The sequence below is a fragment of the Psychrobium sp. MM17-31 genome (assembly GCF_022347785.1).
Classification (GTDB): Bacteria; Pseudomonadota; Gammaproteobacteria; order Enterobacterales; family Psychrobiaceae; genus Psychrobium.
On sequence record NZ_JAKRGA010000001.1, the window covers coordinates 188,850 to 213,289 of the forward strand.

Annotated in this window: 20 protein-coding genes and 6 tRNA genes; 2 read left to right on the forward strand and 24 right to left on the reverse strand. The window is 43.4% G+C overall.

Annotated features, from left to right (window positions below):
- From MHM98_RS00725 to MHM98_RS00735, 3 genes are all read right to left on the reverse strand, one after another.
- The gene (locus MHM98_RS00725; protein ID WP_239437104.1) at window positions 1-1,812 is read right to left on the reverse strand and encodes a hypothetical protein; all 1,812 of its coding nucleotides are present in this window, start codon (window positions 1,810-1,812) and stop codon (window positions 1-3) included.
- An 11-nt stretch (window positions 1,813-1,823) separates the two neighbouring features.
- Window positions 1,824-2,330 carry a hypothetical protein gene (locus MHM98_RS00730; RefSeq protein WP_239437105.1) on the reverse strand — a complete coding sequence of 169 codons (507 nt, stop codon included), beginning with the start codon at window positions 2,328-2,330 and terminating at the stop codon, window positions 1,824-1,826.
- 474 nt (window positions 2,331-2,804) lie between these two features.
- Window positions 2,805-3,842 carry an AI-2E family transporter gene (locus MHM98_RS00735; RefSeq protein ID WP_343229196.1) on the reverse strand — a complete coding sequence of 346 codons (1,038 nt, stop codon included), beginning with the start codon at window positions 3,840-3,842 and terminating at the stop codon, window positions 2,805-2,807.
- 107 nt (window positions 3,843-3,949) lie between these two features.
- On the opposite strand from MHM98_RS00735, the gene folX reads away from it, so the two are divergent.
- Window positions 3,950-4,312: a dihydroneopterin triphosphate 2'-epimerase gene (gene folX, locus MHM98_RS00740; RefSeq protein ID WP_239437109.1), complete on the forward strand. Its 363-nt coding sequence runs from the start codon at window positions 3,950-3,952 to the stop codon at window positions 4,310-4,312.
- 64 nt (window positions 4,313-4,376) lie between these two features.
- Here the strand turns inward: folX and MHM98_RS00745 are convergent.
- The 19 genes from MHM98_RS00745 to MHM98_RS00835 all read right to left on the reverse strand — a co-directional run bounded on the left by MHM98_RS00745 (window position 4,377) and on the right by MHM98_RS00835 (window position 18,205).
- A tRNA-Leu gene (locus tag MHM98_RS00745) sits at window positions 4,377-4,462 on the reverse strand.
- A 129-nt stretch (window positions 4,463-4,591) separates the two neighbouring features.
- Window positions 4,592-4,677: transfer RNA gene (locus tag MHM98_RS00750), tRNA-Leu, on the reverse strand.
- Window positions 4,678-4,810: 133 nt separating this feature from the next.
- Window positions 4,811-4,886, reverse strand: a tRNA-Gly gene (locus MHM98_RS00755).
- A 20-nt stretch (window positions 4,887-4,906) separates the two neighbouring features.
- A tRNA-Leu gene (locus tag MHM98_RS00760) sits at window positions 4,907-4,991 on the reverse strand.
- 35 nt (window positions 4,992-5,026) lie between these two features.
- Window positions 5,027-5,100 (reverse strand) — tRNA-Cys (locus MHM98_RS00765).
- A 19-nt stretch (window positions 5,101-5,119) separates the two neighbouring features.
- A tRNA-Gly gene (locus tag MHM98_RS00770) sits at window positions 5,120-5,195 on the reverse strand.
- A gap of 192 nt (window positions 5,196-5,387) precedes the next feature.
- Window positions 5,388-5,942 carry a CDP-diacylglycerol--glycerol-3-phosphate 3-phosphatidyltransferase gene (gene pgsA, locus MHM98_RS00775; protein WP_239437111.1) on the reverse strand — a complete coding sequence of 185 codons (555 nt, stop codon included), beginning with the start codon at window positions 5,940-5,942 and terminating at the stop codon, window positions 5,388-5,390.
- Window positions 5,943-6,049: 107 nt separating this feature from the next.
- Window positions 6,050-7,873: an excinuclease ABC subunit UvrC gene (gene uvrC, locus MHM98_RS00780; RefSeq protein ID WP_275441354.1), complete on the reverse strand. Its 1,824-nt coding sequence runs from the start codon at window positions 7,871-7,873 to the stop codon at window positions 6,050-6,052.
- An 18-nt stretch (window positions 7,874-7,891) separates the two neighbouring features.
- A complete protein-coding gene (uvrY, locus tag MHM98_RS00785) occupies window positions 7,892-8,536 on the reverse strand; it encodes a UvrY/SirA/GacA family response regulator transcription factor (protein WP_239437113.1) in 645 nt (214 codons plus the stop codon).
- 245 nt (window positions 8,537-8,781) lie between these two features.
- Window positions 8,782-9,954: a hypothetical protein gene (locus MHM98_RS00790; RefSeq protein ID WP_239437114.1), complete on the reverse strand. Its 1,173-nt coding sequence runs from the start codon at window positions 9,952-9,954 to the stop codon at window positions 8,782-8,784.
- Between the two features lie 216 nt (window positions 9,955-10,170).
- The gene (locus MHM98_RS00795; RefSeq protein WP_239437115.1) at window positions 10,171-10,620 is read right to left on the reverse strand and encodes a hypothetical protein; all 450 of its coding nucleotides are present in this window, start codon (window positions 10,618-10,620) and stop codon (window positions 10,171-10,173) included.
- A 133-nt stretch (window positions 10,621-10,753) separates the two neighbouring features.
- Window positions 10,754-11,062, reverse strand: coding sequence for a hypothetical protein (locus MHM98_RS00800; RefSeq protein WP_239437117.1), 309 nt, complete (start codon window positions 11,060-11,062; stop codon window positions 10,754-10,756).
- A gap of 10 nt (window positions 11,063-11,072) precedes the next feature.
- Window positions 11,073-11,315: a DUF3565 domain-containing protein gene (locus tag MHM98_RS00805; RefSeq protein ID WP_239437118.1), complete on the reverse strand. Its 243-nt coding sequence runs from the start codon at window positions 11,313-11,315 to the stop codon at window positions 11,073-11,075.
- 3 nt (window positions 11,316-11,318) lie between these two features.
- Window positions 11,319-13,622: a DNA topoisomerase IV subunit A gene (gene parC, locus MHM98_RS00810; protein WP_239437119.1), complete on the reverse strand. Its 2,304-nt coding sequence runs from the start codon at window positions 13,620-13,622 to the stop codon at window positions 11,319-11,321.
- Between the two features lie 9 nt (window positions 13,623-13,631).
- Window positions 13,632-15,539 (reverse strand): DNA topoisomerase IV subunit B, encoded by a 1,908-nt coding sequence (gene parE, locus MHM98_RS00815; RefSeq protein WP_239437121.1) that lies wholly within the window; start codon window positions 15,537-15,539, stop codon window positions 13,632-13,634.
- A gap of 73 nt (window positions 15,540-15,612) precedes the next feature.
- Entirely contained in the window at window positions 15,613-16,209 is a 597-nt protein-coding gene (locus MHM98_RS00820) for a YqiA/YcfP family alpha/beta fold hydrolase (protein WP_239437123.1), read from the reverse strand.
- Between the two features lie 85 nt (window positions 16,210-16,294).
- Entirely contained in the window at window positions 16,295-17,104 is an 810-nt protein-coding gene (gene cpdA / locus MHM98_RS00825; RefSeq protein ID WP_239437125.1) for a 3',5'-cyclic-AMP phosphodiesterase, read from the reverse strand.
- Window positions 17,101-17,568, reverse strand: coding sequence for a DUF1249 domain-containing protein (locus MHM98_RS00830; RefSeq protein ID WP_239437127.1), 468 nt, complete (start codon window positions 17,566-17,568; stop codon window positions 17,101-17,103). The genes cpdA and MHM98_RS00830 overlap by 4 nt, the downstream gene beginning before the upstream one ends.
- Window positions 17,569-17,593: 25 nt before the next feature.
- Complete coding sequence (locus MHM98_RS00835) at window positions 17,594-18,205, reverse strand: NUDIX domain-containing protein (RefSeq protein WP_239437129.1); 612 nt, start codon at window positions 18,203-18,205, stop codon at window positions 17,594-17,596.
- Window positions 18,206-18,459: 254 nt separating this feature from the next.
- On the opposite strand from MHM98_RS00835, the gene tolC reads away from it, so the two are divergent.
- Window positions 18,460-19,755: an outer membrane channel protein TolC gene (tolC, locus tag MHM98_RS00840; RefSeq protein WP_239437132.1), complete on the forward strand. Its 1,296-nt coding sequence runs from the start codon at window positions 18,460-18,462 to the stop codon at window positions 19,753-19,755.
- A 238-nt stretch (window positions 19,756-19,993) separates the two neighbouring features.
- On the opposite strand, the gene MHM98_RS00845 is transcribed toward tolC, so the two are convergent.
- Window positions 19,994-23,137, reverse strand: coding sequence for an efflux RND transporter permease subunit (locus MHM98_RS00845; RefSeq protein ID WP_239437135.1), 3,144 nt, complete (start codon window positions 23,135-23,137; stop codon window positions 19,994-19,996).
- The gene (locus tag MHM98_RS00850) at window positions 23,137-24,300 is read right to left on the reverse strand and encodes an efflux RND transporter periplasmic adaptor subunit (RefSeq protein WP_239437136.1); all 1,164 of its coding nucleotides are present in this window, start codon (window positions 24,298-24,300) and stop codon (window positions 23,137-23,139) included. The genes MHM98_RS00845 and MHM98_RS00850 overlap by 1 nt, the downstream gene beginning before the upstream one ends.
- Between the last annotated feature and the right edge of the window lie 140 nt (window positions 24,301-24,440).

Sequence of the window (24,440 nt, forward strand, 5' to 3'; positions counted from 1 at the left end):
TTATTGCGCTACCCCACCCTGCTCTTTAACAAACTGACGATTAAAACTGGCATCATTAATTCGCACCAGTGCGAGTTTAGCGTCGACAATAAAACGGGCAAGTTCAATGGACTCTTGCGCGTAAAACTGCGTTATTTTCTGCTCTATATCGTTAATGATTTGTTGCTTAACTGGCATAATTGCCAATTGTTGCTCAGTAATATCGGCACTAATTGTTACCATGCTCGCTAATTGTTGTTCCATTACCGACACCTTAGCTAAATAATCTTGGAGTATTTGATAGGCCAAATTGTTGTCGGTGAGTTGATTATTTAAGTCGGTAATCGCGGCTCTAGTTTGCGCTAGATGCTCCGAGAAGTTACTAAAACTATGCCACCAAACAATTCGCTGCATTAAAGTAACGCGTCGCTCAGATGCAGTGTTTTTTTGTCCCGCTCGTTTTAAAAACACCATGCGCGCAAAGGTATTGTCAATTCGTTCTTGCAGTTCCAAATACTCTTGCGACAAAAAGAAGTGACCATTGCGCTCTGCTTCTGCTTTATCAACACTAGTCACTATTACCGCGCGCTGCGCTGTCGTATCAGCAATGCGTGCCTCTAAGCCGTCAATGACACTCGCATTTAACAATTCACTGATCATCTTGATCTGATGGTTTAGTAAAAAATTAAAGGCAGCAATTGTCTGCAGTTGCTGATTATAATCCATCTCCATCTCAGTTAATTGCGTGTATTGTCGATTAGCATTAACCAAAGACTGACTTGCGAGTAAGGCGACAAAGTTCTCGTTGTTCTGCTCGCCAAAGTAATTACATAAGCTCGTCTGCGGATCGGCAAGCAGAGTCGCAAAACACGCCGATTGTTGTTTAAGGTTTGTTGTCAAGTCAGCTTGTGCTGCCAAGCGCTGCTGAGCTTTTACAATGCCATCAACAAGCAGATTAATCGCTGAAACTTCATTGCCAGCACGCTCGTGTGCATAAGCATTACCTAGCACGGCTTCATAATAAAAAACGCTCGGGTCTCCACTCTCAAGCACACGCTTAAATGCCGCATTGGCATTGTCGTATTGTGACGTGAGATTAAACGCCAAACCCAAGCCCAATGTCGCGCTGTTATCTACCGTCGAATTTATAGAAATATTACTAAAACTAGCAATGGCATTTTCAGCATCATCCTGTGCTAAAAATTGATAGCCCAAATTATGCAGCGCTTGATCTTTAAATACTTGCTGACTCTCACCAATAGCTTGCACCTTTGAAAGTAGTGAAGTTAACTGCGCATCCGCTTCTTTATCTCCGCTTAGGCTTTGCAACCACGCAGCGTCTAATTCAGAGCCTTGGGTTAAGCTGGCTTCTGGCGTTTTTTCATGAAGCGCCAATTGTACTCGCGCGTATAAATAACGATATTGGTCACGGAGCACTGGTGGGATATCATCTTCAACAATGGCTAGCAAACGCTCAGTCTGTGTCCAATTTTCAAGTGCGGATTGCTCTTGGGCTAGCGATAAAATGGCTTGTACATTCACCGTATCATCAAGATCTAAATTCGACACAAATAATTCATTGCCATTTATAACTTGCAATAGGCTTTCGAGGTAACGATGCGTTCTAAACTGGTTGGTGTTGTCTCGATTAACCTTGATCATCGACAAGGATTTTAAGGCCTGCTGGTAATCTTGCTGATAATAGTGAAATAACACATCTCTGTAATCAGGAGAGCTACTAACAATAGGTTCTACTGCCACAGGAGCCATGTCTTGTGCACAAATTGACGACGTGCACATCGTCATCATTAAGAAAACAACCAACCGTTTCATATCGAAAATTCCTAAAGACGTGATACGGAAATTGCTGCAGGTTGGGTGCCAGCGGCATCTACCACATTAATACTCAAAGACAACGGCTTGTTACTCTTGTAAAGACCTGCTTCACCTTCAAGCACAATAGTTTGTTGTTTACTATCGATGCTTTTCGCAACTGCTTTAAAGACGTGTTCGCCAACCTTTAGATTCCCCAAATACAATCGCTGCATACCACCAAGATCTAAGGCATGGTTGTCTTCGCTATTGTATATAAAACTGGTCACGCGCTGATCGTCGATGTACAAATCCAATTGACTGAGGGCTAGGTTCTTAGCTAATTTTTTAGAAACGTAAATTGCGACTTGGGTTGTTGAAGGGTAAAGAAGATCTTGCTCTAACTGCGCCAAATCCTTATGGAGTTTTACCGCCTGTTGCTTGAGCGCCTGAATCTTGCCAGCGACACTCGTTTTTTCCGCAGCCATCACATGACTTGATGCCGTCAACAACAAAACAATCAACAATAATCTTTTCATGAAATTTCCTATCAGTTAGCGCTATCACAAACTTTTTAACTTTGCACTGGTCATACCAATCACATTAAATCCTTGAGCATTTTTCACGGTCTAAATGAATGATAACTGCGTTATTTATTTTTCAAATAGAACAACTATTTATCAAAATAAAAGCTTTGTTCTAATCCATTTATCCGCGTTACAAAATTGATCACTTATTCAATCAAATTGGTATTAAGTTTAATCTAGGATTTTTGATATTCAGCAGGAAAGGTCAACAAATAAATCCTTTTCTACATCTGTCAAAACATCCACTATTGCGGGACATTTTGCATCGTATCAATCCAAAACTTAGTATCAAGGTGGCAGTATGTTTATCAACCCAAATACTAAGTGGGGCGAAGCGCTGAAACCTCTCCGCCAAAACGCCGTGAGTATACTATCTTTTCACTGCAAAAAGATAGTAAGCCATGGCAATACAATATGTTAGCAGGGCTAGCTTGCGCTTTGCTCTTCACCGCCGAGCAATAATGCCAGCCATCGTGTAGAGTTATTTGATTCTAGTCCAATTTTTAGAATCATGGTCAGTGGTACTGACAATAACATCCCAACGGTGCCCAATAACCAGCCCCAGAAAATTAACGATAAAAATACCACGAGCGTTGATAAACCAAGTCCTTTACCCAAAAAGCGCGGCTCTACGGCATTGCCCATGACCACATTAACCACCAAGTAAAGTGCAACGACACCGCCGGCCCATCCAATTCCCAATTGGATAACGGCAAGTAAAACCGCAGGCACGGCCGCAATTATCGAACCGATATTGGGAATATAGTTTAACAAGAACGCCAATACGCCCCACAACACCCAATAATCAAGACCAATGGCCCAGAGTACCAATCCGATAATGGTCCCTGTCGCCATACTCACCATGGTTTTAATGGCAAGATATTGGTTAACTGATAGCAAAAACTGATCGATTTGCGCCATACGCATATCAGCGTCATCTAGAGCGACGTGAAGTTTTTTTGGAAATGACGATGCTTCAGTGAGCATAAATATCACCGTTAGCAAGATTAAAAATAAATTCGCCATCACGCCGCCAAATCCGCCGACAATCATTGTCACCACATTCATTGCAGCGCCAGGATCAAAATATTCAGTTAGCTGATTAAGCTCTACTGGAAAGTTATATTCCGCCAGTTGATTCGACAAACCACCAAATCGCTCTGTTAATTGCGCTTGATAGGCAGGTAGCTGACTAGAAAAGTCGTTCACCGCCTTGCCGACAAGGTTTGCTAACCACATCCCTGCTAACACCACAAAGCTGATTATCAAACCAATTGCGACACCTTTAGGTACGCGACGAGTTGTTAACCAATTAAGCGCGGGATTACAGATGATGGCAATAAACACTGAAAGGATAAAAGGAACGATAACTGGGCTAGCGGTTTTAATTCCCGCGAGAATAATAACCACAGACGCTAACATTAAAGCGGTTTTTAACGAAGGAGACAGTTGAGTTTTCGGCACGGTAACATCGTAATAATTAAAATAATATTAAGTAATTTACGCACTAACGGTTGCAAAAACAACACAAAATGGCCTTAATGGAGGGAATTCAACAAATAAGGATTATTATGAACAGTGAACTGGCCGTTATTCGGATCAAAAATTTACGCCTACGAACTTTCATTGGTATTAACGACGATGAAATTGCCAATCGTCAAGACGTTATCATTAACGTAAAAATTCAATACCCTGCGGAAAAAGCAACATTAAGCGATAACATGGACGATGCCCTTAATTATCGCACCATCACCAAGAAAATTATTGCCCTAGTCGAAAATAACAAATTTGGCTTGCTCGAAAAAATGACTCACGACGTGCTAGCCATCGCCAGCGAACATCCGTGGGTGACTAGTGCAACCGTAGAAATCGATAAACCGCATGCCCTACGCTTCGCCGATTCGGTATCACTAGAGCTAACTTATCAAGCATAATTGAAATAGAGATCCATGGATGGATTAGAAATATTTATAGTTTTATTTAGATACTTGATACGAATGGTGCCCGGGGACGGACTTGAACCGTCACACTCTATGAGCGGGGGATTTTAAATCCCCTGTGTCTACCAATTCCACCACCCGGGCTTCGAGTGTTGACGCAAGGTCAAAATTGTGGACAGTTTTAGCGAAACTAAAACCAACAAATTGTATTCAACAATTTATTCAAATAAACAATCATTCAATTTAGAAACATTTGATTATTTGGATAAATGATGGTGCCCGGGGACGGACTTGAACCGTCACACTCTATGAGCGGGGGATTTTAAATCCCCTGTGTCTACCAATTCCACCACCCGGGCAGGATGTCTGCAATGCAGATATGTGGTCAATTTCTTATAAGAAATTGGAGCGTCTTTCGAGGTACTAAATTTGTTGACCTTGAGGTTCGCTTATCTCTTAATTCCTGATATCACTTAACATCAGAAAATAATTTGGAGCGACTTACGAGGTTCGAACTCGTGACCTCGACCTTGGCAAGGTCGCGCTCTACCAGCTGAGCTAAAGTCGCATAAAACCTTGAAACTAAGATGGTGCCCGGGGACGGACTTGAACCGTCACACCCGAAGGCGGGGGATTTTAAATCCCCTGTGTCTACCAATTCCACCACCCGGGCATCTTAGTATTCTTATTGATATCAATCCAAGTAAATGGAGGCGGGTCCCGGAGTCGAACCGAGGTAGACGGATTTGCAATCCGCTGCATGGCCACTCTGCCAACCCGCCGATATCATTTTTGTTAATTTGGAGCGACTTACGAGGTTCGAACTCGTGACCTCAACCTTGGCAAGGTTGCGCTCTACCAGCTGAGCTAAAGTCGCATTTCAAATTAACTTATCAGAAGACTCATTGTTGGTACTACGTTTTGTGTAGTGCCGTGTTGTCATCCGATGCAGCGCATTCTAATGATTTATTAATGTGAGTCAACAATGTTTTTTATCTTTTTATTTCACTTGGACAAATATCCAACGAAAAGCGCAAGATTAGTGCAAAATGACTTTTAAATAAACGGTTTAACCGTTATCTGCATCCGTTGAGCGAGTGGCAGCCCATAAATAACTCACCATAGATGAGATAGTTAGCGCTGTTGCAATATACATTAAGCCATAACCAATATTAATAACGGTTTCATTATAGCGGGATAATAACGCGATAATTGCAAGCATCTGCGCAGCAGTTTTCACTTTGCCCCAAATAGATACAGCCACCACACCACGACGACCTAGCTCCGCCATCCATTCACGCAACGCGCTAATAATGATTTCACGCGATATCATAATAATAGCGGGAATAGTCACAAACGGCGTTTGATAATCTTGGCTAAGCATAACAAGCGCTGCACCCACCATGACTTTATCGGCCACAGGATCGAGGAAAGCGCCAAACTTGGTACTTTGATTTAGTTTACGCGCCAAATAACCATCTAGCATGTCGGTGCCAGCGGCAAACCAAAAAATAAAGGCAGAAATTAAGTAGCGATGCTCGGTTTCTAAGAAAAAAGAGAAGATGAAGACAGGAATTAATACTACACGTAACATCGTGAGTAAGTTTGGAATGTTTAACGGCATCGATAAAAACTAACGGTTTTAAAAAGTGCCCTTATGTTGCCTGATTCACATTACTATTACAAACGCCAACAGCCAATGGCGACATAATTGACTACTTAATGCGCAGCTTAGTGATTTAATGCATCAAATATCGTTTGTGCTAAATCGCTGCTAATACCAGGGACCTTAGCAATTTCTGCAACGCTGGCTTTTTTAAGCGCCTGCAAGCCCCCCATATTCTTGATCAGCGCTTGGCGACGTTTAGGGCCAATTCCGGGGATATTCTCTAAGGTTGAGGTATTTTTAACTTTAGCGCGACGGGCGCGATGGCCAGTGATAGCAAAGCGGTGAGACTCATCGCGAATATGCTGGATTAAATGCAGCGCCGGATTATCATTCTCTAAATCGATAATTTCGCGGGTGATACCAACAAATAAGGTTTCAAGGCCTGCTTTACGCCCTTCCCCTTTGGCAACACCAAGTAACAATGGCATCTTTGGCAAAGTATCTTGGTACTTCGCCATCACCGCCTCGGCTTCACTTAATTGACCACGACCACCATCGATAAATAAGATATCAGGAATTAACGCGGGATCATTGGCTTTAGCAAAACGACGAGTTAACGCTTGATTCATTGCCGCATAGTCATCGCCGCCAGTGATGCCTTCGATATTAAACTTGCGATATTGCGCTTTAGCAGGCCCTTCGCGATCAAATACCACACAAGACGCCACCGTTTGTTGGCCAGAGGTGTGAGAGATATCGAAACACTCCATCCGCGCTATTTTCTTATCGCTATCAATTGCTTTTTCAAGTGCTGTAACCCTTTGCAGCTGCGTGCCTTTTTGCGCCAACTTACTTTCAAGGCCAATTCGCGCATTACGCTGCGCCATATCCACCAGCTTGGCACGCTCACCACGTGTGTTATTAAACAGGCTCACCTTGTAACCTGCTTCACTGGTTAATGCCGCTTCAATAGCGCCTTCTTCCAGTTTTTGTGCGCTATGAAGAATTTGCCGGGGAATTTGTCGCCCTGCGCTCGCATTGAGATAAAACTGCAAAATAAAGGCGCTGTACAGCTCTTCACTATCAGTATCTTTGGGAATTTTTGGATAATAACTGCGTGAGCCCAACACCTTACCGTTGCGAATAAACAAGGTATGGAAACAAGCAATACCATGATCATAATTAAAACCGATAACATCAACGTCACTTTGATCGCTATTGATCCATTGCTGCTCTTGCACTTTGCGCAATGCGGTTAATTGATCGCGATATCGAGCCGCTGCTTCAAATTGTAATGATTGACTCGCCTGCTCCATTTTTTCAATCACTTTATCAAGCACATGCTGACTATCGCCCGATAAAAACATCCCCGCGAGTTTGACTTCACTGGCGTAATCTTCGTCAGTCACCAAACCTTCGACACAAGGCGCTAGACAGCGCTTTAATTGATATTGCAAACAAGGGCGTGAGCGGTTGCGATAATAAGCATCTTCACACTGACGAATAGGAAAAATCTTTTGCATCAAATGCAAGCTTTCACGCACCGCACCAGAGTTGGGATAAGGGCCGTAATATTTGCCTTTGGCTTTCTTAGCGCCGCGATGGCTACTAATGCGAGGATGCTTGTGATCAGAAATAAAGATAAAAGGATAAGACTTATCATCTCGAAGCAACACATTGTATTTCGGCATGTGATGCTTAATGAGATCATTTTCTAAGATTAGTGCTTCGGTTTCACTGGCGGTAACAATAACTTTGATATCAGCAATTTTACTGACTAAGACTCGCGTTTTGCCGTTCGTTATGTTACTGCGAAAATAGCTGGCTAAACGTTTTTTGAGATTTTTAGCTTTGCCGACGTAGATAACGACTTCGTCGCTATCATACATTTGATAAACGCCAGCCGAGGTGGTGACGTTTTTTAGGAAAGATTGACTATCAAACAAGAAAGTACTCGCGGGTATTTAAAGCTTTTCAGTGTCTAAAATACCGTGGCGGATCGCCAAGTGAGTTAGCTCAACATCACCACTGACTTCAAGCTTAGTAAACAAGCGGTAGCGATATGAATTAACCGTTTTCGGGCTTAGGCTAAGCTGCTCAGAAATATCATTCACTTTTTGACCCGTGGTTATCATCATCATGATTTGCAACTCACGCTCAGACAGTGTTTGGAAAGGGTTGTCTTGTGACGGTCTAAATTGACTCAATGCCATTTGCTGAGCGATTTCAGGCGACAAGTAGCGTTGACCAGTCTTCACCTGACGAATAGCATTGATCATCTCAAGTGGCGCAGCGCCTTTCGTTAAATACCCCGCGGCACCAGCCTGCATTACCTTTGTCGGATAAGGCTCTTCACCGTGAATACTAATTACAATAACTTTAATGTCTGGGTTTAAGCGTAAAATACGTCGTGTAGCTTCAATACCACCAATGCCCGGCATATTCATATCCATCAACACAATATCTGTATCGTTGTTACGACACCATTGCACTGCTGTTTCACCCGAATCGGCTTCGCCAACGACTTTAATACCACGTACATCTTCAAGCAAACGCTTAATACCCGTACGCACTAATTCATGATCATCAACTAAAAAAACGTTTATCACAAAAACCTCTCGACACTCATTAAGTCAACTACGACATCAAGTAAATAATGAGAATGTTACTTATCTTGCTCGGCGGTGAATAAATTTTAGACACTCTGTCTAACTTTTTCTACATCGCCCAATACAGTAATCTATTTTACGTTAGATTGATACACAATTTTACTCGGCAATGCGATTGATTAACGCACATAAATTTACAGTTCTTTAAAAAGCGTAAACCAATTAACGTTATGAATTAAAAGTTATTAATCCGAAAATATTTTACTAAGCAAACTAATCACTTCATCAACTTTCTTACCCGCTTCTACCTGAGCAATAATCGATAGACGTTGCGCTTTAATAATCTCCGGCGTCCCTTCCATTGCTAATACGCGGTCAACTAATTGCGCTGCCGACTCTTTGCTACGGCGCGTTGATTTAGCACCAGATTTACTTGCTGATTTACGTGCGGGTTTATTTTTCATGCGTAAATAATTAGATCGCTGGGCGTGATCTTTATCTACATAAAACAGTAAATCCATCAAAATCACGCGGTAATTCCATAGCGTCAGTTCTTTCTCATCATCTGGCTGTTCACTGTTATACCAAGGCATAATGCGCACAGTGCCGATAACATCACTCCAATAGGCTTCGAAGTCGTTGAGCTTAAATTTAGCGATATCCAGCCCTTGGCATAAGTCATCTAATTTACTACTAGTTACTACTACAAATTGGTCAGGACGTTTCATCGCCAATAGTCGAGTAGCAACAGCGAGGCTTGGCTTCTCGCCCGTGCTCATATTCGCCATCATAAAGGCCGCCACAAAGTCCGCAAACTGTGCTTGGGTTACTTCGCCCTCATTAGGGATTGCCGCTAATGCTTCATCGAAAGCACTCGGATTTACGCTAAGTAATTCATGAAAACCTTTAGCTGTTTTTGTTTGCCCGAACCACTGCACATCAAAGTTGTATAAAGCGGTATCATGGCTAGCCGAGTACTTACCTACAACGGCTAAGCAATCTTCAACTGTTAATTCGCCAAGCTGTGATAAATCGAGCTTTGCCACATAATCCAATAAGCGCAGACGCTCATCTAAGCCGTGACGCACTGACTGCTCGGTTATAAACTCTTGATAAAGTACCCACGGCGCAACTTTAGCCATATTAATTTGCGTCACGCTAAGCGCTTGTTCTAACAGCGCGATAAGTTTTTTAAGCGGCTTAAACTGCGCCTCATCCATTAAATCGCGATTGATGCGATTAACACACACGTCGAGTAATTCATGACACCAACCTAAAAATTCATCAGGGTGATTTTCAACCTTTACTGCCATCAAATTTAAACTCAGCGGCGCCACTTGTTCTAGTACCTTTTGGTAAATGGCAGATTGCGCGCCTGACAGCGACATCTTAGAAGGAGAAATCAATAAATTTTTCACGTGTAACAGCTCCACAACGCATGAAATACAAGACTAAGACGATAGACAATTTGCTACAAAACAGAACCTATCGAAAAATAAAGGCGTGCATCATACGGTTTATTTCAAACGCTGCAATGGCTATGCGTCACAAATGTTGATTTGATGGTGTGTTAGGTCAAATTTTATATACTTTGACCTAAACTATTGAAATATCTTTTTAAGCAAGCTGAATGATTAATCAATCAGTGAGTAGCCGTCAGCGTCAACTTGAATCAAATAGCCATTAATAAAATCACTGACAGCAACCGGGGTAACTTTTTCGATAGAAACTCCATTCCTGGTCAATCGGTTTTTCACCACATAATAGGCACTGTTACTGGCGCGTGTTTGACACGATGAATCACCAAAACCGCAGCGGTCTGAACTATACATCACCAGAATACGTCTACCGTCGCTACTACCTGCAACTCTCATTCGTACACCGTTGATTGTAATCTTCTTATTCGCGCCTGAAATATTGTCACAATCTTTTTTTACACCCATACTTGAGCAACCTGCAGTAATTCCGTTTATTGGTGGACTATACAATGCATCTTCAACAACTAGATTGCTAATGGCATCTGCGTTTACACAGCCGAAAGTTAACATAGAAGTGGCTAGTAAAAGCGCGATATTTTTAGGCATTTGAATCCTTCCTTAAGATTAATAATGTAGATACTAAGTTAATAATTTTATCAGGTATGAACTAGTTAGTATTAATTTGACATACTTTAATTCAAATCTTTTTACCGTCGGTTTAAAAAGAATTGAATTTATCTTAGTCACTAAATCCATTACGCAAAAACTCGCCGCGCGTTGTCATAAAACTATCTGGCGTCGCATTAATAAAATCAATCGCCAGCTTGGCACCTGCTTTTAAACATTTTGTCTCGTCCACCAACTCGTATTCATTCATCACGATATGCATGGCTTCAATGGTGTGCTCTTCTTCGCCTTTACCAATATCAAACTCGTCTGGTTCGAAATTATCAATCATCCACACTTGCAGTTTTTCGGTGGTAATTTTATCGCTATGCCATTGATTTAAGATATCGATTAATTGGGCTTTAGTAATAATTTGACTCATACGGAATTCTTTACTCTTTATCACTATTTCCAAGGAAGTCAGAAAGGGAGTGCCAGTCACGGGGCGCGTTTTCATCACACTTAACACAGGTAAGCTCGATACCTAACATGGCATCACGCGCATCTTTGTTTTGTACCCAAGGGCGATTTTGCCACGGCGGGTCGTGACGGACGTGTTGATTGTGGCCGCACGCGAGTTTGGCCACCCAGTGGTTTTCATCGTCCTTGTGAAAACCCACCATCGGTTGTTTCATTGATTAAACTGACTCATCAGGTGTCGCTTGAGACTCTTCTTCAACCAAAGGTTCACCCAAATTAACATCAATCGAGTCGACGCGCTGTAGACCACGCGGCAGCTTGTTACCACGACGGCCACGTTCGCCAATATAATGCTCTAAATCACTGGCTTTAAGCATTAGCTTGCGTTTACCTGCATACAAGGTCACGTCACTGTCGCGATTAAGCACGGCGATTTGTTTGACAAACTCTTCGCGAGTTGCAACACGTGAGCTAGGAATATTAATAATCTTATTCCCTTTACCTTTGCTTAGCTTAGGCAGACTTTCCAGTGGGAAAATCAGCATGCGTCCTTCGTTTGAAATGGCTAGACACAACTGATTGTCGTAGTCCTGTACTTTAACTGGTGCCATCACTTCACTGCCCTTCGGACGTGACAGTAATGCCTTACCTTTCTTATTGGCTGATACCATGTCATTGAATGAGCCGATAAAGCCATAACCGCCATCGGTAGCCATTAAGAACAGTTGCTCTTCGCCGCCCATCACAGTATGAGCAATGGTTTCACCTGCGCCTAGGGTAAAGCGACCAGTGAGTGGTTCCCCCTGACTACGTGCCGATGGCAAAGTGTGAGCATCGGTGCTGTACGCTCGGCCTGAGGTATCGATAAACACCACTGGCTGATTAGAGCGCCCTTTTGCCGAGCTTAGGTACGCATCCCCCGCCTTGTAACTGAGGTTTTGTGGCTCGATATCATGGCCTTTGGCGCAGCGAGCCCAGCCTTTTTCTGAAACAACAACAGTTACTGCTTCACTTGGTACTAAATCTTTTTCTGATAATGCTTTTGCTTCTCTACGCTCAATAATTGGTGAGCGGCGATCGTCGCCAAACTTCTCGGCATCCGCGATGATTTCCTTTTTCACCAAGGTCTTCATGCGGCGCTCGCTCGATAGCGTTAGCTCAATCTTATCGCGCTCAGCGGCAAGCTCTTCTTGCTCTGCTTTGATTTTAATTTCTTCAAGTTTGGCTAACTGACGCAGTTTAATTTCTAAAATGGCTTCCGCTTGAATTTGCGTTAAGCCAAAACGCGACATTAACTCGGCTTTTGGATCATCATAGGTACGAATGATTTCAATCACTTCGTCGATATTCAAAAACGCAATCAATAGACCATCTAGAATGTGCAGACGCGCTAAAATCTTATCAAGACGATGTTGCAAGCGGCGGCGCACCGTCTCAAGGCGATATTCAATCCACTCGCTTAAAATATCATGTAACCCCATGACACGTGGACGGTTATCCAGCCCGAGGATATTAAGATTAACGCGGTAGTTTTTCTCAAGATCTGTGGTAGCAAATAGATGATTCATTAAACCGTCGATATCAACGCGGTTTGAGCGCGGTACTATCACCAAACGCGTCGGACATTCGTGGTCTGACTCATCGCGCAAATCAGACACCATCGGCAGTTTCTTCGACTGCATTTGGCTAGCTATTTGTTCTAAAATTTTCGCACCTGATACTTGATGCGGCAGCGCAGTAATCACCACTTCGCCATCTTCGATATCAAACACGGCGCGCATCTTAATTGAGCCTTTACCCGTGGTGTAAATCTTTTCGATATCAGACTTTGGCGTAATGATCTCGGCATTGGTTGGATAATCAGGTCCTTGAACATGTTCAAGTAACTCACCCAATTCGGCTTTTGGCTTTTCTAACAAGGCCACGGTGGCATTGGCCACTTCACGCACGTTATGCGGCGGAATATCCGTTGCCATACCAACGGCAATACCGGTGATACCGTTTAGTAAAATGTGTGGCAGACGCGCAGGAAGTACTACTGGCTCTTTCATGGTGCCGTCGAAGTTTGGCTGCCACTCAACGGTGCCTTGACCAAGTTCCCCTAGCATCACTTCACTAAATTTCGAGAGTTTCGCTTCGGTATAACGCATCGCAGCGAAAGACTTAGGATCGTCTGGCGCGCCCCAGTTACCTTGACCATCAACCAGTGGATAGCGATAAGAAAACGGCTGCGCCATTAATACCATGGCTTCGTAACAGGCAGTATCACCATGGGGATGGAATTTACCGAGCACGTCACCTACGGTACGGGCAGATTTTTTGTATTTTGCAGACGCATTAAGGCCTAACTCGCTCATGGCGTAAACAATGCGGCGCTGTACAGGCTTTAAACCATCGCCAATATGCGGCAAGGCCCTGTCCATAATCACGTACATTGAGTAATTTAAATAGGCGTCTTCGGTAAAGCTGTGCATTGATTGTTGTTCAACGCCGTCCAAGCTCATTAGTGTTTCGTTACTCATTTATCCAGCCTACTCTTCAATGGTGTTAATAGTTTGCGCTAAGTTGCCCTTGGTTTCTAACCACTGACGACGATCTGGTGAGCGTTTCTTAGCAAGTAACATATCCATCACTTCACAAGTTTGCTCTTCTTCATCTAGCGTTAACTGCACTAGACGGCGAGTGTTAGGATCCATGGTAGTTTCACGCAGCTGTAGCGGATTCATTTCACCCAAACCTTTAAAACGTTGTACATTGACTTTACCGCGTTTTTTCTCGGCTTCGATGCGATCTAAAATGCCGTTTTTCTCATCTTCGTCCAAAGCGTAAAACACTTCTTTACCGATATCGATACGATAGAGCGGCGGCATCGCGACATAAACATGGCCTTGGCGTACCAGCTCTCTAAAGTGCATCATAAAGAGTGCACATAATAGCGTAGCGATGTGCAAACCATCCGAGTCGGCATCCGCTAAAATACAAATTTTGTCATAACGTAGTGCCGATAGATCTGAAGAGTCAGGATCTAAGCCAATCGCCACCGAAATATCATGCACCTCTTGTGATGCCAATACCTGAGTCGATTCCACTTCCCATGTATTAAGAATTTTACCGCGCAGTGGCATCACCGCTTGGAAATCACGATCACGTGCTTGTTTAGCACTACCGCCCGCCGAGTCACCCTCTACGAGGAATAATTCAGCACGTGATGGATCTTGTCCGGTACAATCGGTGAGCTTACCCGGTAATGCAGGGCCTGATGTCACCTTTTTACGGGCGATTTTCTTAGTCGCCTTCATACGGCGCTGCGCGTTGTTAATACACAAATCAGCGATTTGTTCAGCGATTTCAGTGTGCTGGTTAAGCCATAAACTAAAGGCATCTTTCACTACGCCAGACACAAAGGCGCTACATTGACGGGACGATAAACGCTCTTTGGTTTGTCCCGCGAATTGCGGATCTTGCATTTTTACTGATAAAACGAAGCTACAGCGATCCCATATATCATCTGGGGTTAGCTTAACGCCCCGAGGCAAGAGGTTTCTAAATTCACAAAACTCGCGCATTGCATCTAACAAGCCAGCACGTAAACCGTTTACGTGAGTACCGCCTTGGATGGTTGGAATAAGATTCACATAGCTTTCGCTAAGAGAATCACCACCTTCTGGTTGCCAAACAACCGCCCAATCAACCGCTTCAGAAGCACTGCTCATGCTGCCAACGAACGGCGTTTCAGGTAGACAAGGCCATTCTTTGACAGTTTCTAATAGGTAATCTTGCAGACCTGATTGATAACACCACTCTTGTACATCTTTGGTGATCTTATTGGTAAACTTGATCTTAAGACCAGGACACAATACCGCTTTAGAGCGCAGATTGTGATTAAGGCGTGAAACAGAGAATTTATTAGAATCGAAATAAGAGGCATCAGGCCAAAAACGGACACGAGTACCAGTATTACGCTTGCCACAAGTACCAGTCTCACGCAGTTCTTCGACTTTCTCGCCGTTTTCAAAGGCGATTTCATACACCTTAGCATCGCGGCGAATAGCCAGCTCAACACGTGTTGATAACGCATTTACTACCGAGATACCTACCCCGTGTAAACCACCAGAGAAAGCGTAGTTTTTGTTAGAGAACTTACCGCCAGCGTGTAGCTTACATAAAATAAGCTCAACACCACTCACTCCTTCTTCCGGGTGAATATCGATTGGCATGCCACGACCGTCATCGATAACTTCTAATGAATTATCTTCATGAAGAATGACTTGGATTGAGCTAGCAAAGCCAGCGAGGGCTTCATCGACACTGTTATCGATAACTTCTTGGCCAAGATGATTTGGGCGCGTGGTTTCGGTATACATGCCGGGACGGCGTTTAACAGGCTCTAAGCCATTAAGGACTTCGATGGCATCCGAATTATATTGCTGTTCTGTCACGTGTAGGCCTTTCGGGATTCTTATTATTGCGCTCAGTGTAGCGAAATTTGTGTGATGATTTAAGTAGTTAACATCAATTTTCGAATAAAAATTCTACAATTGCATGCAAAAAACGATTAAAGCCGACAAAACCGTGATCGCCAAGGGGTTCAAGGGTAATTCGACTGCCCTGATAAAGCGCTAAAGCATCGCGATAATCGAGGGTTTCATCCCCTTCTTGTAACAACACCCAAAAATTATTTGGCGAGGCAATGTTATCAAAATGGAGCTTAGCCAATTCTTCACCGTCTTGCTCAGTCACTGAAAAAGACTTACCTGAATACGGATTAGTGTGCTCACCAATTAAATGTTTGATTAGACGATATGGTGCGACCGCGGGATTAATTAGCACTGCTTTCGTGTTATAGAATTCACTACACTTAGTCGCCAGAAAGCCGCCCATGGAGCTTCCTACAAAGCCGATATTCGCTGTTTGATGCTGTGATTTAATATTATCGACAATCTGCTTAATTTGGCTTAGCGCCTCATGAGCATTTACAGCAAGCTCAGGGATAATAAGATTGATCTGCGGTTGATTTTCAGTCAAAAAGTCGTGCACCTGCTGTGCTTTTAGCGATTGCGGTGAGCTATTAAAGCCGTGGAGATAAATTAGATAACGTGGTTTGGTCACTTGTATACTGCGTCAATAAAAACAATGGACCGCAGCATAAACCATCTTATTGCTCGTAGCAAAAAGATGGTTTGATTTATTAACGCTAATAGCCTGCTGGATCGAAGGTGGCTAAAAACTTATTGTCTTCAACGCGGTGCACCTTAGTCTTAATGGTGCCATTGGCGAGTAGTTCTAAATAACGAAAGCCCGGCTGAGCATCATCAACGGAAAAGTCATCTTGTTTAGGCGCAAATTGCACACTTGTTGACGGACAACCTAATACACGCACGCCATCGCGCTCTTCATCCACCAATTGATGGACATGACCAAACATCATGCCTTTAACGTTACCAACCTCATTGACCACCTGCCATAGCTCGTCACGATTAGTCAGGCAATGATTGTCAATCCATGCGCTTTCCATCGAAATAGGATGGTGATGCATCACAAGCATTAAGTGATGATTGGGATAATCGCTAGCTGCCTGCTTTATTTGCGCGAGCTCTTCATCGCTAATCGCGCCGCAGATTTTACCGGGAATTTGTGAATTAAGCAGTAACAGCTGCCAATGCTTAAACAGAATACGTTTGACGGGGGTTATAGCACCAACTGACAGAATGTCGTTTTGCATTTGCACATCGTCGTGATTACCAGTAATCCATGCCACAGGATGCTGTTGATAGCGAAAAATTTCACAACATTTCTGGTAGGAAGTTTCACTGTGATCTTGGGAGATATCACCAGTAATTAACGTTAAGTCCGCACTGTGATATTGCGATGCTAATGCTTTAACAGCAGCAAAACTCTCATCGCAATTTATGCCCATCAATTCATCGTTGGTCGATAAATGAAGGTCGCTAAACTGCAAGATCTGTGGATTGGCCTGTCCTAGCCTTAAAATGTCTTCGTTCATGAATGCCTCGGATCCAATGTCATTACACGTCCGTCTTTAAAACAATGCTCTAACCACTGTGTTAAAAACTTATTAATCTGATACTTCTCATCCGGCTGTTGCATTAACCGATTGGGATAATCATAACGTGATTTAAAATATCGGATCTGTCGACTAGCTAACACTTCTGCCATTTGGGCATCGTGATATAAACGAACTTTTAAACGAGGTGTGAGGCTGGTGGCATTTTCCTCGCCCACCACTACACTTGACGCTATATTCTCGATGTCTAACACACTGGTGTATTGCGTTTGCTCGCAAATACTCAATTGATAACAGCCGTTGTCTAAGTGAAAAAAATACGGCTTATCGAAGGTAAATTCAGGCAGTAACTTTAATATCAATAGATAGTTATAAGAGTGAGCACGATGAAGCGCCAGCATATCTGGTTGATATTTTGGTTTTGATTGACAATAACTCGCCATAGACCACTCAGCTAATTGGAAAACGTTAAGACGCCCATTTGTCCTTCATCTTCTGATGATTAAGCGCCAACCATTGCAAGCCCACTATAGTAACACCATTTTGGAACTTGGCTTGGCTCAATTGTTCAAGTGCGCAATTTACGTCCATAACCAGTGTTCTAATATCTTCTGACTCACTTTCAAGACCGGCTATTTCAGCAGCCTTTGACGCATCAACATGAGCAATGTATAAATCTATACGCTCCGAAGTGCCGCCTGGGCTCACCAAATAACTGAACAGTTTTTCAAGCCGCTGACATTTCAATCCAGTTTCTTCAAACAGTTCGCGCTTAGCAACATCATCCGCCTCTTCGCCTTCCTCTATCATGCCGGCCACCAATTCAACCATCCATGGATTGACGTCGTGTTCAAAAGCGCCAACGCGGATTTGTTCAACCATCACGATCTGGTCACGCACGGGATCGTAAGGTATGACCGCAACTGCGGTATCCCGCTCAAATAGTTCACGTTCAACAATGTCGCTGGTGCCGCCACCGAACAACGCGTGAGTGAAATAATATTTGAGCATGCGGAAATAGCCTTGAAAGACCACTTCTTTCTTCACGACATTAACGTCATTTTTAGAAAAGGATTTCATTAATACACTAACCTTTACAAAGATTTACATCTTGCGGGGTAAAATTACATTATTATTGCGCAGTATAACTTGAAATGTGTTAGCTTAGACACCATTACTATGGCTAGTACGAAAATTTCGAGAAACGCTATGACTTTCAACGAGAAAGTCGACGTTTATCGCATAAAACAAACTGTTACACTTGGCGACTGGTTAAGTGACGTAAAAACGCTTAAATTAAGCACAAATTATCCAAATAACCCTTAGGATTTCAAATGAGCTCTAAATTAAATAAACTCATGTTGTCAGTAAGCTTAGGTTTACTTTCTATGACAGCCAATGCAGATGGATTGCATCAAATTTATCAGCAAGCCTTACAAGGCGATCCGCAAATCAAACAAGCTAAAGCAAACCGTGACTCTAGCTTCGAAGCAATTAACGAATCTCGCGCCGTATTATTACCACAGATTTCTGGTTCTATCAGCGCAGGTACTGGTGGTAATGACGCAACTGGCAGCTTTAAATGGAGTTCACAGTGGAACAGTAGTGCTAATATTACGTTAACTCAACAGATCTATTCACACGGCTCATGGCTAAGCCTTAGCTTGTCAGAAAAGACAGCATCTCGCAGTGACGCACAACTAGCTGCAGCGCAACAAGGCCTGATCTTACGTGTCGCTAACGCCTACTTCGACGTATTAAAAAATAAAGATAACCTATCTTTTGTTCAAGCTGAGAAGCGCGCTATTGAGCGTCAATTAGAACAAACCAAACAACGCTTTGAAGTTGGTCTTAATGCGTTTACTGATGTGCACGAAGCACAAGCGCAATTCGACTTATCGACAGCTAACGAAATCATGGCATTAAACAGCCTAGAAAATAGCTTAGAAGCACTAACAGAAATCACCGGCCTTAAGCACAGTGATTTAGACGAGTTGAACACCGATTCATTTAGCGCCGCTATTCCACAACCAGCATCATCTGCTGAGTGGATCAAGCTGGCTGAAGAAAACAACCTAACATTGTTAGATAGCCGTTTAGCCCAAGATATCGCTAAGCAGCGTATCGACTTAGCAAAATCTGGTCACCTACCAACACTAGGTGCAACAGTATCTGCTGATAAAGACTTTAAAGGCGATAAGACATTAGGTGCATCAGTTGGCGTTAAATTAAATGTGCCAATTTATAGTGGTGGCGCTAAGACATCACAAGTTGAGCAATCGCGTTTTGGTTATGTTGCTAGCGCACAAAAGCTTGAGCAAGACCACCGCAGCGTAGTGCGCAACGTTCGCAACAACTTCAATAACGTTCGCGCGTCTATCTCATCTATCAAAGCCTATGAGCAAGCAGCGAAGTCTGCTGACAGTGCATTAAAAGCCACTGAAGCTGGTTTTGAAGTAGGTACTCGTACTATCGTTGACGTTCTAAACTCAACGCGCCAAGTGTACAACTCGAAGCGTCAACTATCAGATGCTCGTTACCAATACATCTTGTCAGTACTTAGCCTAAAACAAACAGCAGGTACGCTAAAAGAGCAAGACCTAATCTTAATTAGCAAAGGCTTAAAATAAGCCACTAATTAGTTAATTATTAAAAAGCCAGCATCACGCTGGCTTTTTTATGCTTACAGCTTTTGTTTTAAACAAAAGCAATTTAACCACCTACCCCTAACAACTCATTGATAAAAATGAGATGTTAGACAAGCATAACCTTCTTGCGCGCTTAGTTTAGAGTGAAAGTCACTAACAAAAAAAGCCCAAACCTAGAAAGGATTGGGCTTTAAGTTACAGCAATTAAATCATGCGCCTATTACGAAGTTTTCTCCTCAACTTCAACACGTGATTTACGGCCAAGCAGCGCTTTAACATCTTCTAGTACCACGTAGAAACACGGAATAAATATCAAGGTAACTACGGTAGCAAATAAAACACCAAAGGCTAGCGATATCGCCATTGGGATAACGATCTTCGCCTGTAAACTAGTCTCAAAGATTATCGGCATTAAGCCAATAAAGGTCGTTAGCGAGGTCAGGATAATCGCCCGAAAGCGCTTAGTACCAGCCTGAACTACGGCATCTTTAATACGAATGCCCTGCTCACGCGCCTTGTTGACAAAATCCACCATCACCAAAGAATCGTTAACCACAACACCCGCAGCCGCAATAATGCCGAAGATTGACATTAAGCTTAAATCCAGACCAAAGAGTAAGTGGCCCAACACCGAGCCAACGACGCCAAAAGGAATAGCTGACATAATAATGATTGGCTGTGAATATGAGCGCAGTGGGATCGCTAACAGCGCAAAAATCAGCATCAACGACATACCAAAGTTGCGTAGTTGCTCAAACACGCCGTCCATTTCCTCTTGAATACGCCCTGCTAACTCAGTTTTAACGCTTGGATAAAGCTTTAGAAGCTGCGGCATAAAATTATCGCGAATGTCAGAAGCAACCTTAAAAGTTTCTACTTGAGCGCTATCTACCGACGCCCAAACACTAATGGTCCGTTGACCGGCTTCACGACGAATGCGATTTACGCCATCGGTTAAGGTAATGGTTGCCAATTCAGATAGTGGAACGTAATCACCGGTTGGTGTTTTGATTAATGTAGTGTCTATATCGCCAATTGAGCTGCGCTGTGACTTAGGATAACGCAGCATCACTTTAAGCTCTTCGGTATCGCGCAAAATACGCTGCGCTTCTAGGCCGTAAAAACTAAAGTTCACTTGTGACGCAACGTCTTGCAGCGTTAAACCTAAACTAAATGCTAGCGGATTAAGTTTAAATTGCACTTCCTGCGTGGCGCTTTGACGACTGTCATTAACATCTGACACCCCTTTTAAACTTTTGAGTTTGTCTTTTAGCGCTTTAGTCGCCGCCACCAGCTCATCATCGTTTTTACCAACGAGTCTAAAGCTAACATCGCCATCATCACGGCCGCCGCCAAATAGATTATCGCTCACTGAAATCGATTTAACGCCCGGCATATTCGGCAATGCATCACGCCAGCGTTGGGCAACTTGGAAAGTATCTAAAGTGCGAAGCTCAGGATCTGTCATCTTAACCATGACTTCCCCTGAAGTGCGAGACTCTAAACGCGCGTTAATATCGCTAATTGCGCCAACACCAATTTCTTGCTCGATTTCCTTATCAATATTGCGCAGTACCTGCTCCACAGCCTTGATCGCATCCAAGGTGGCTTGTTCTGACGCTTGCTGCTTCATTTCAATTGATACTCGTGGAAAATCATGCGGCACCGACGGCATACCAATATAACGAATAGCACCGCCACCAAACAGGCCTCCGCTAATAATTAAGATGCCGGTAAAGCCCATAAAAATTGAGTAACGATAGTGGATGGCTTTGGTTAAAATTGGGCGATAGCTGTTTTCTACAAAGCGCTTTAAGCCGCCATCAATAGTGCTACGTACGCGATGCATAAAACCGCTAGGCTGATCATTGCTCATGCGCATATGTGCTAAATGGGCAGGTAGAATAAGTTTTGATTCAATCAAACTAAAGATCAAACACAAGACCACCACATAACCAATCGCCTGAGACATCGCAGAGCCTGGCCCACTGCTCATTACCATAGGCAAAAATGCAGCAATGGTAGTCAATACACCAAAGGTTGCCGGCACAGCCACCCGTTTAACGCCGCGCACAACATTATCTAATGAATGACCTTTACGCTCAATTTCGTCACTTGCGCTTTCACCTACAACTATTGCGTCGTCTACCACAACCCCGAGCACGAGAATGAACGCAAATAAGCTGGTGACGTTGATGGTTTGATCAACAAACTCCATCGGCATAAAGAATAGTGCGCCTAAGAAGCTAACTGGCAGTCCCATCATTACCCAAAAGGCTAGTCGCAAGCGTAAAAATAGCGCCAACATTAGAAACACCAGCACGCCACCCGAGACCATGTTTTCCAGCATCATGTTAAGACGGCCATTAAGGTAGAACGTCATGTCGACCCAAGGCTCTAAACTGACCCCCTGTGGCAACTCGTGTTTTTTAAGATCGATGTACTTTTTGACTTGCTCAGCAATCGCAGTCATCGACTGATCGCTAGAAGCGCCAACATAAAAGGTCACTGAGTTTTTACCATTGAACTTGGCATAACGCAGTCCTTCGATAAAACCGTCGTTGACGGTAGCTAAATCACCTAATTGCAGCAATGTACCATCGCTAAGGGTAATTACTGGGATCTGTTCAAACTGTTGCTGGTTATACGCCTGATTTTCAACCCGCATCGAAATAATGCCATTATCGGCACGAATTTGCCCCGCAGACATATTCGATGAAAAACTACGAATGGCATTAGCAACATCACGAAACGACAGCTGATACTCTCTTAGTTTGTTCTGATCAATTTCAACACCAATCTCATAAGGTAAACCACTATAAAAATCTGAGATGTTTACGTTGCTTAACTGCTGAATTTCATCGTGAATACCTTTACCCAGTTCTTTCAGCTGTTTTGGTGATAGGTCGCCGTACAAACTTATGTACATAACCTCTTGGCGAAATTTCTCACGTGTTACAACAGGGCGCTCAATCCCATCGGGAAAGCTCGAGATTGAATCAATCTGAACCTTGACCTCATCGAGCACCTCTTGCATATCAAAATCACTATCGACTTCGATCCAAGCACTTGATGAATTTCGATTAGAATAGGTAATAACGCGTTTTAAGCCTTCAACACTTTCCAGCGCTTCTTCGACTTTTACCGTAATGCCCTCTTCAACTTCCTGTGGCGCAGCCCCTAAATAAGGAACGCTCACCGAAATCCAATTAATCTCTTCCAGTGGAAACATCTGTTTGCGCACAATTAAGGACGCCATCAAACCACCGACGATAATAAAAATCATCAATAAATTTGCTGCAACATTGTTGCGAGCAAACCACGCGATGAGGCCTTTTTCTTTAGTGTCGTTAACGGCTTCCATTATTTGGCCTCACTCACTGCTACAGATTGCGCGTCTTGTGCTGAAGATTCAGCCATCACCGAGATTTTCATCCCCTCTACGGGCGCATCAAGAGCGCTAACAATTATGTTGCGATAGTTGCTTAAATCACCCGCAATAATCACGTTGTCACCTTGTTGCCTTACAACGGATACAGGTTCGAAATGTAATTTATTATCTTGCGTGGCAAAGGCTAAACCACGCGCTTCAACTAAATGACGAGGCACAATACTGGCGTTAGGAATCACAATGCCATCGATCTGCGCTGTAACATAACTACCAAAGCGTAGTGGTTTTTCTAGTGTGTATGGCGCGACCACTTCAGCAACTAAGTAGTTCATTCGTGATTTGCTGTCGATAATGCCTTCGTTGCGGACAATACGTGCTTGCCATTGTGTCGGGACACCATTGAATAACGCCGATAAGGTCACCTTGGCATCAATGCCCTGAAAATTTAAGAACCCCATATCTTTATCAGCGATGGGTAAACGAATTTGCGCAATATCGGTGCGCGATAGCTCGCCAATAACGCTGCCACTGCCGACAATACTGCCTAAACCAATATTACGAGTATCGATGATGGCATCATAAGGCGCGATAATCTGAGTGCGAGATAAATTGCGCTCTGCACGTGATACGCCAGCGGTTGCAGCGCGCACTCTAGCAACTTCTTGGGCAAGTTGTGGTTTGCGCAAGCCCAACTCAGATGGGCTAGCGTTAGTGATTTGCTCCCACTCAACTTCAGCTACACGCCCTTTTGCTTTTTCTTGTTGTAGCGCAGCACGTGCCGAGGCCAAATTAGCTTGAGCTTCCACGAGCTGTGTTTGATAGTCGCTATCGTCAATCCAAGCTAAGACATCCCCCGCTTTAACCATGCCGCCGCGTCTGAACGCTGGCGCAAGCTTTACGATTTTTCCGCCTACTTGTGCCACCATCACCGTTTTCTCTTCCGGCATGATCATTCCTTGAGAGTTCACAGTCATCACAAGATCTGTCACTTCAATAGGTTTGGTTCTTACCACCTGAACAAACTCTTCTGGCACTTTTTCTTCTGGTGGCTCTTTCAGCATTACAAAGCCAATGGCAACGCCCACTGAAATCAAAAGTATTAGGAAGGGGAGAAATTTCTGCTTTTTTGTCGCCATGTCGGCATCCTACCAATGAGTTGAAAGTAAAAGTCGACGAAATATAGCAAATAACATCCGAGCAAATTGTAATGAACTCGCATGAGTTTGTAAGATTTTGTGTTGTTGCTCTCTTCTCGACAGTCTTAACATAACGATTT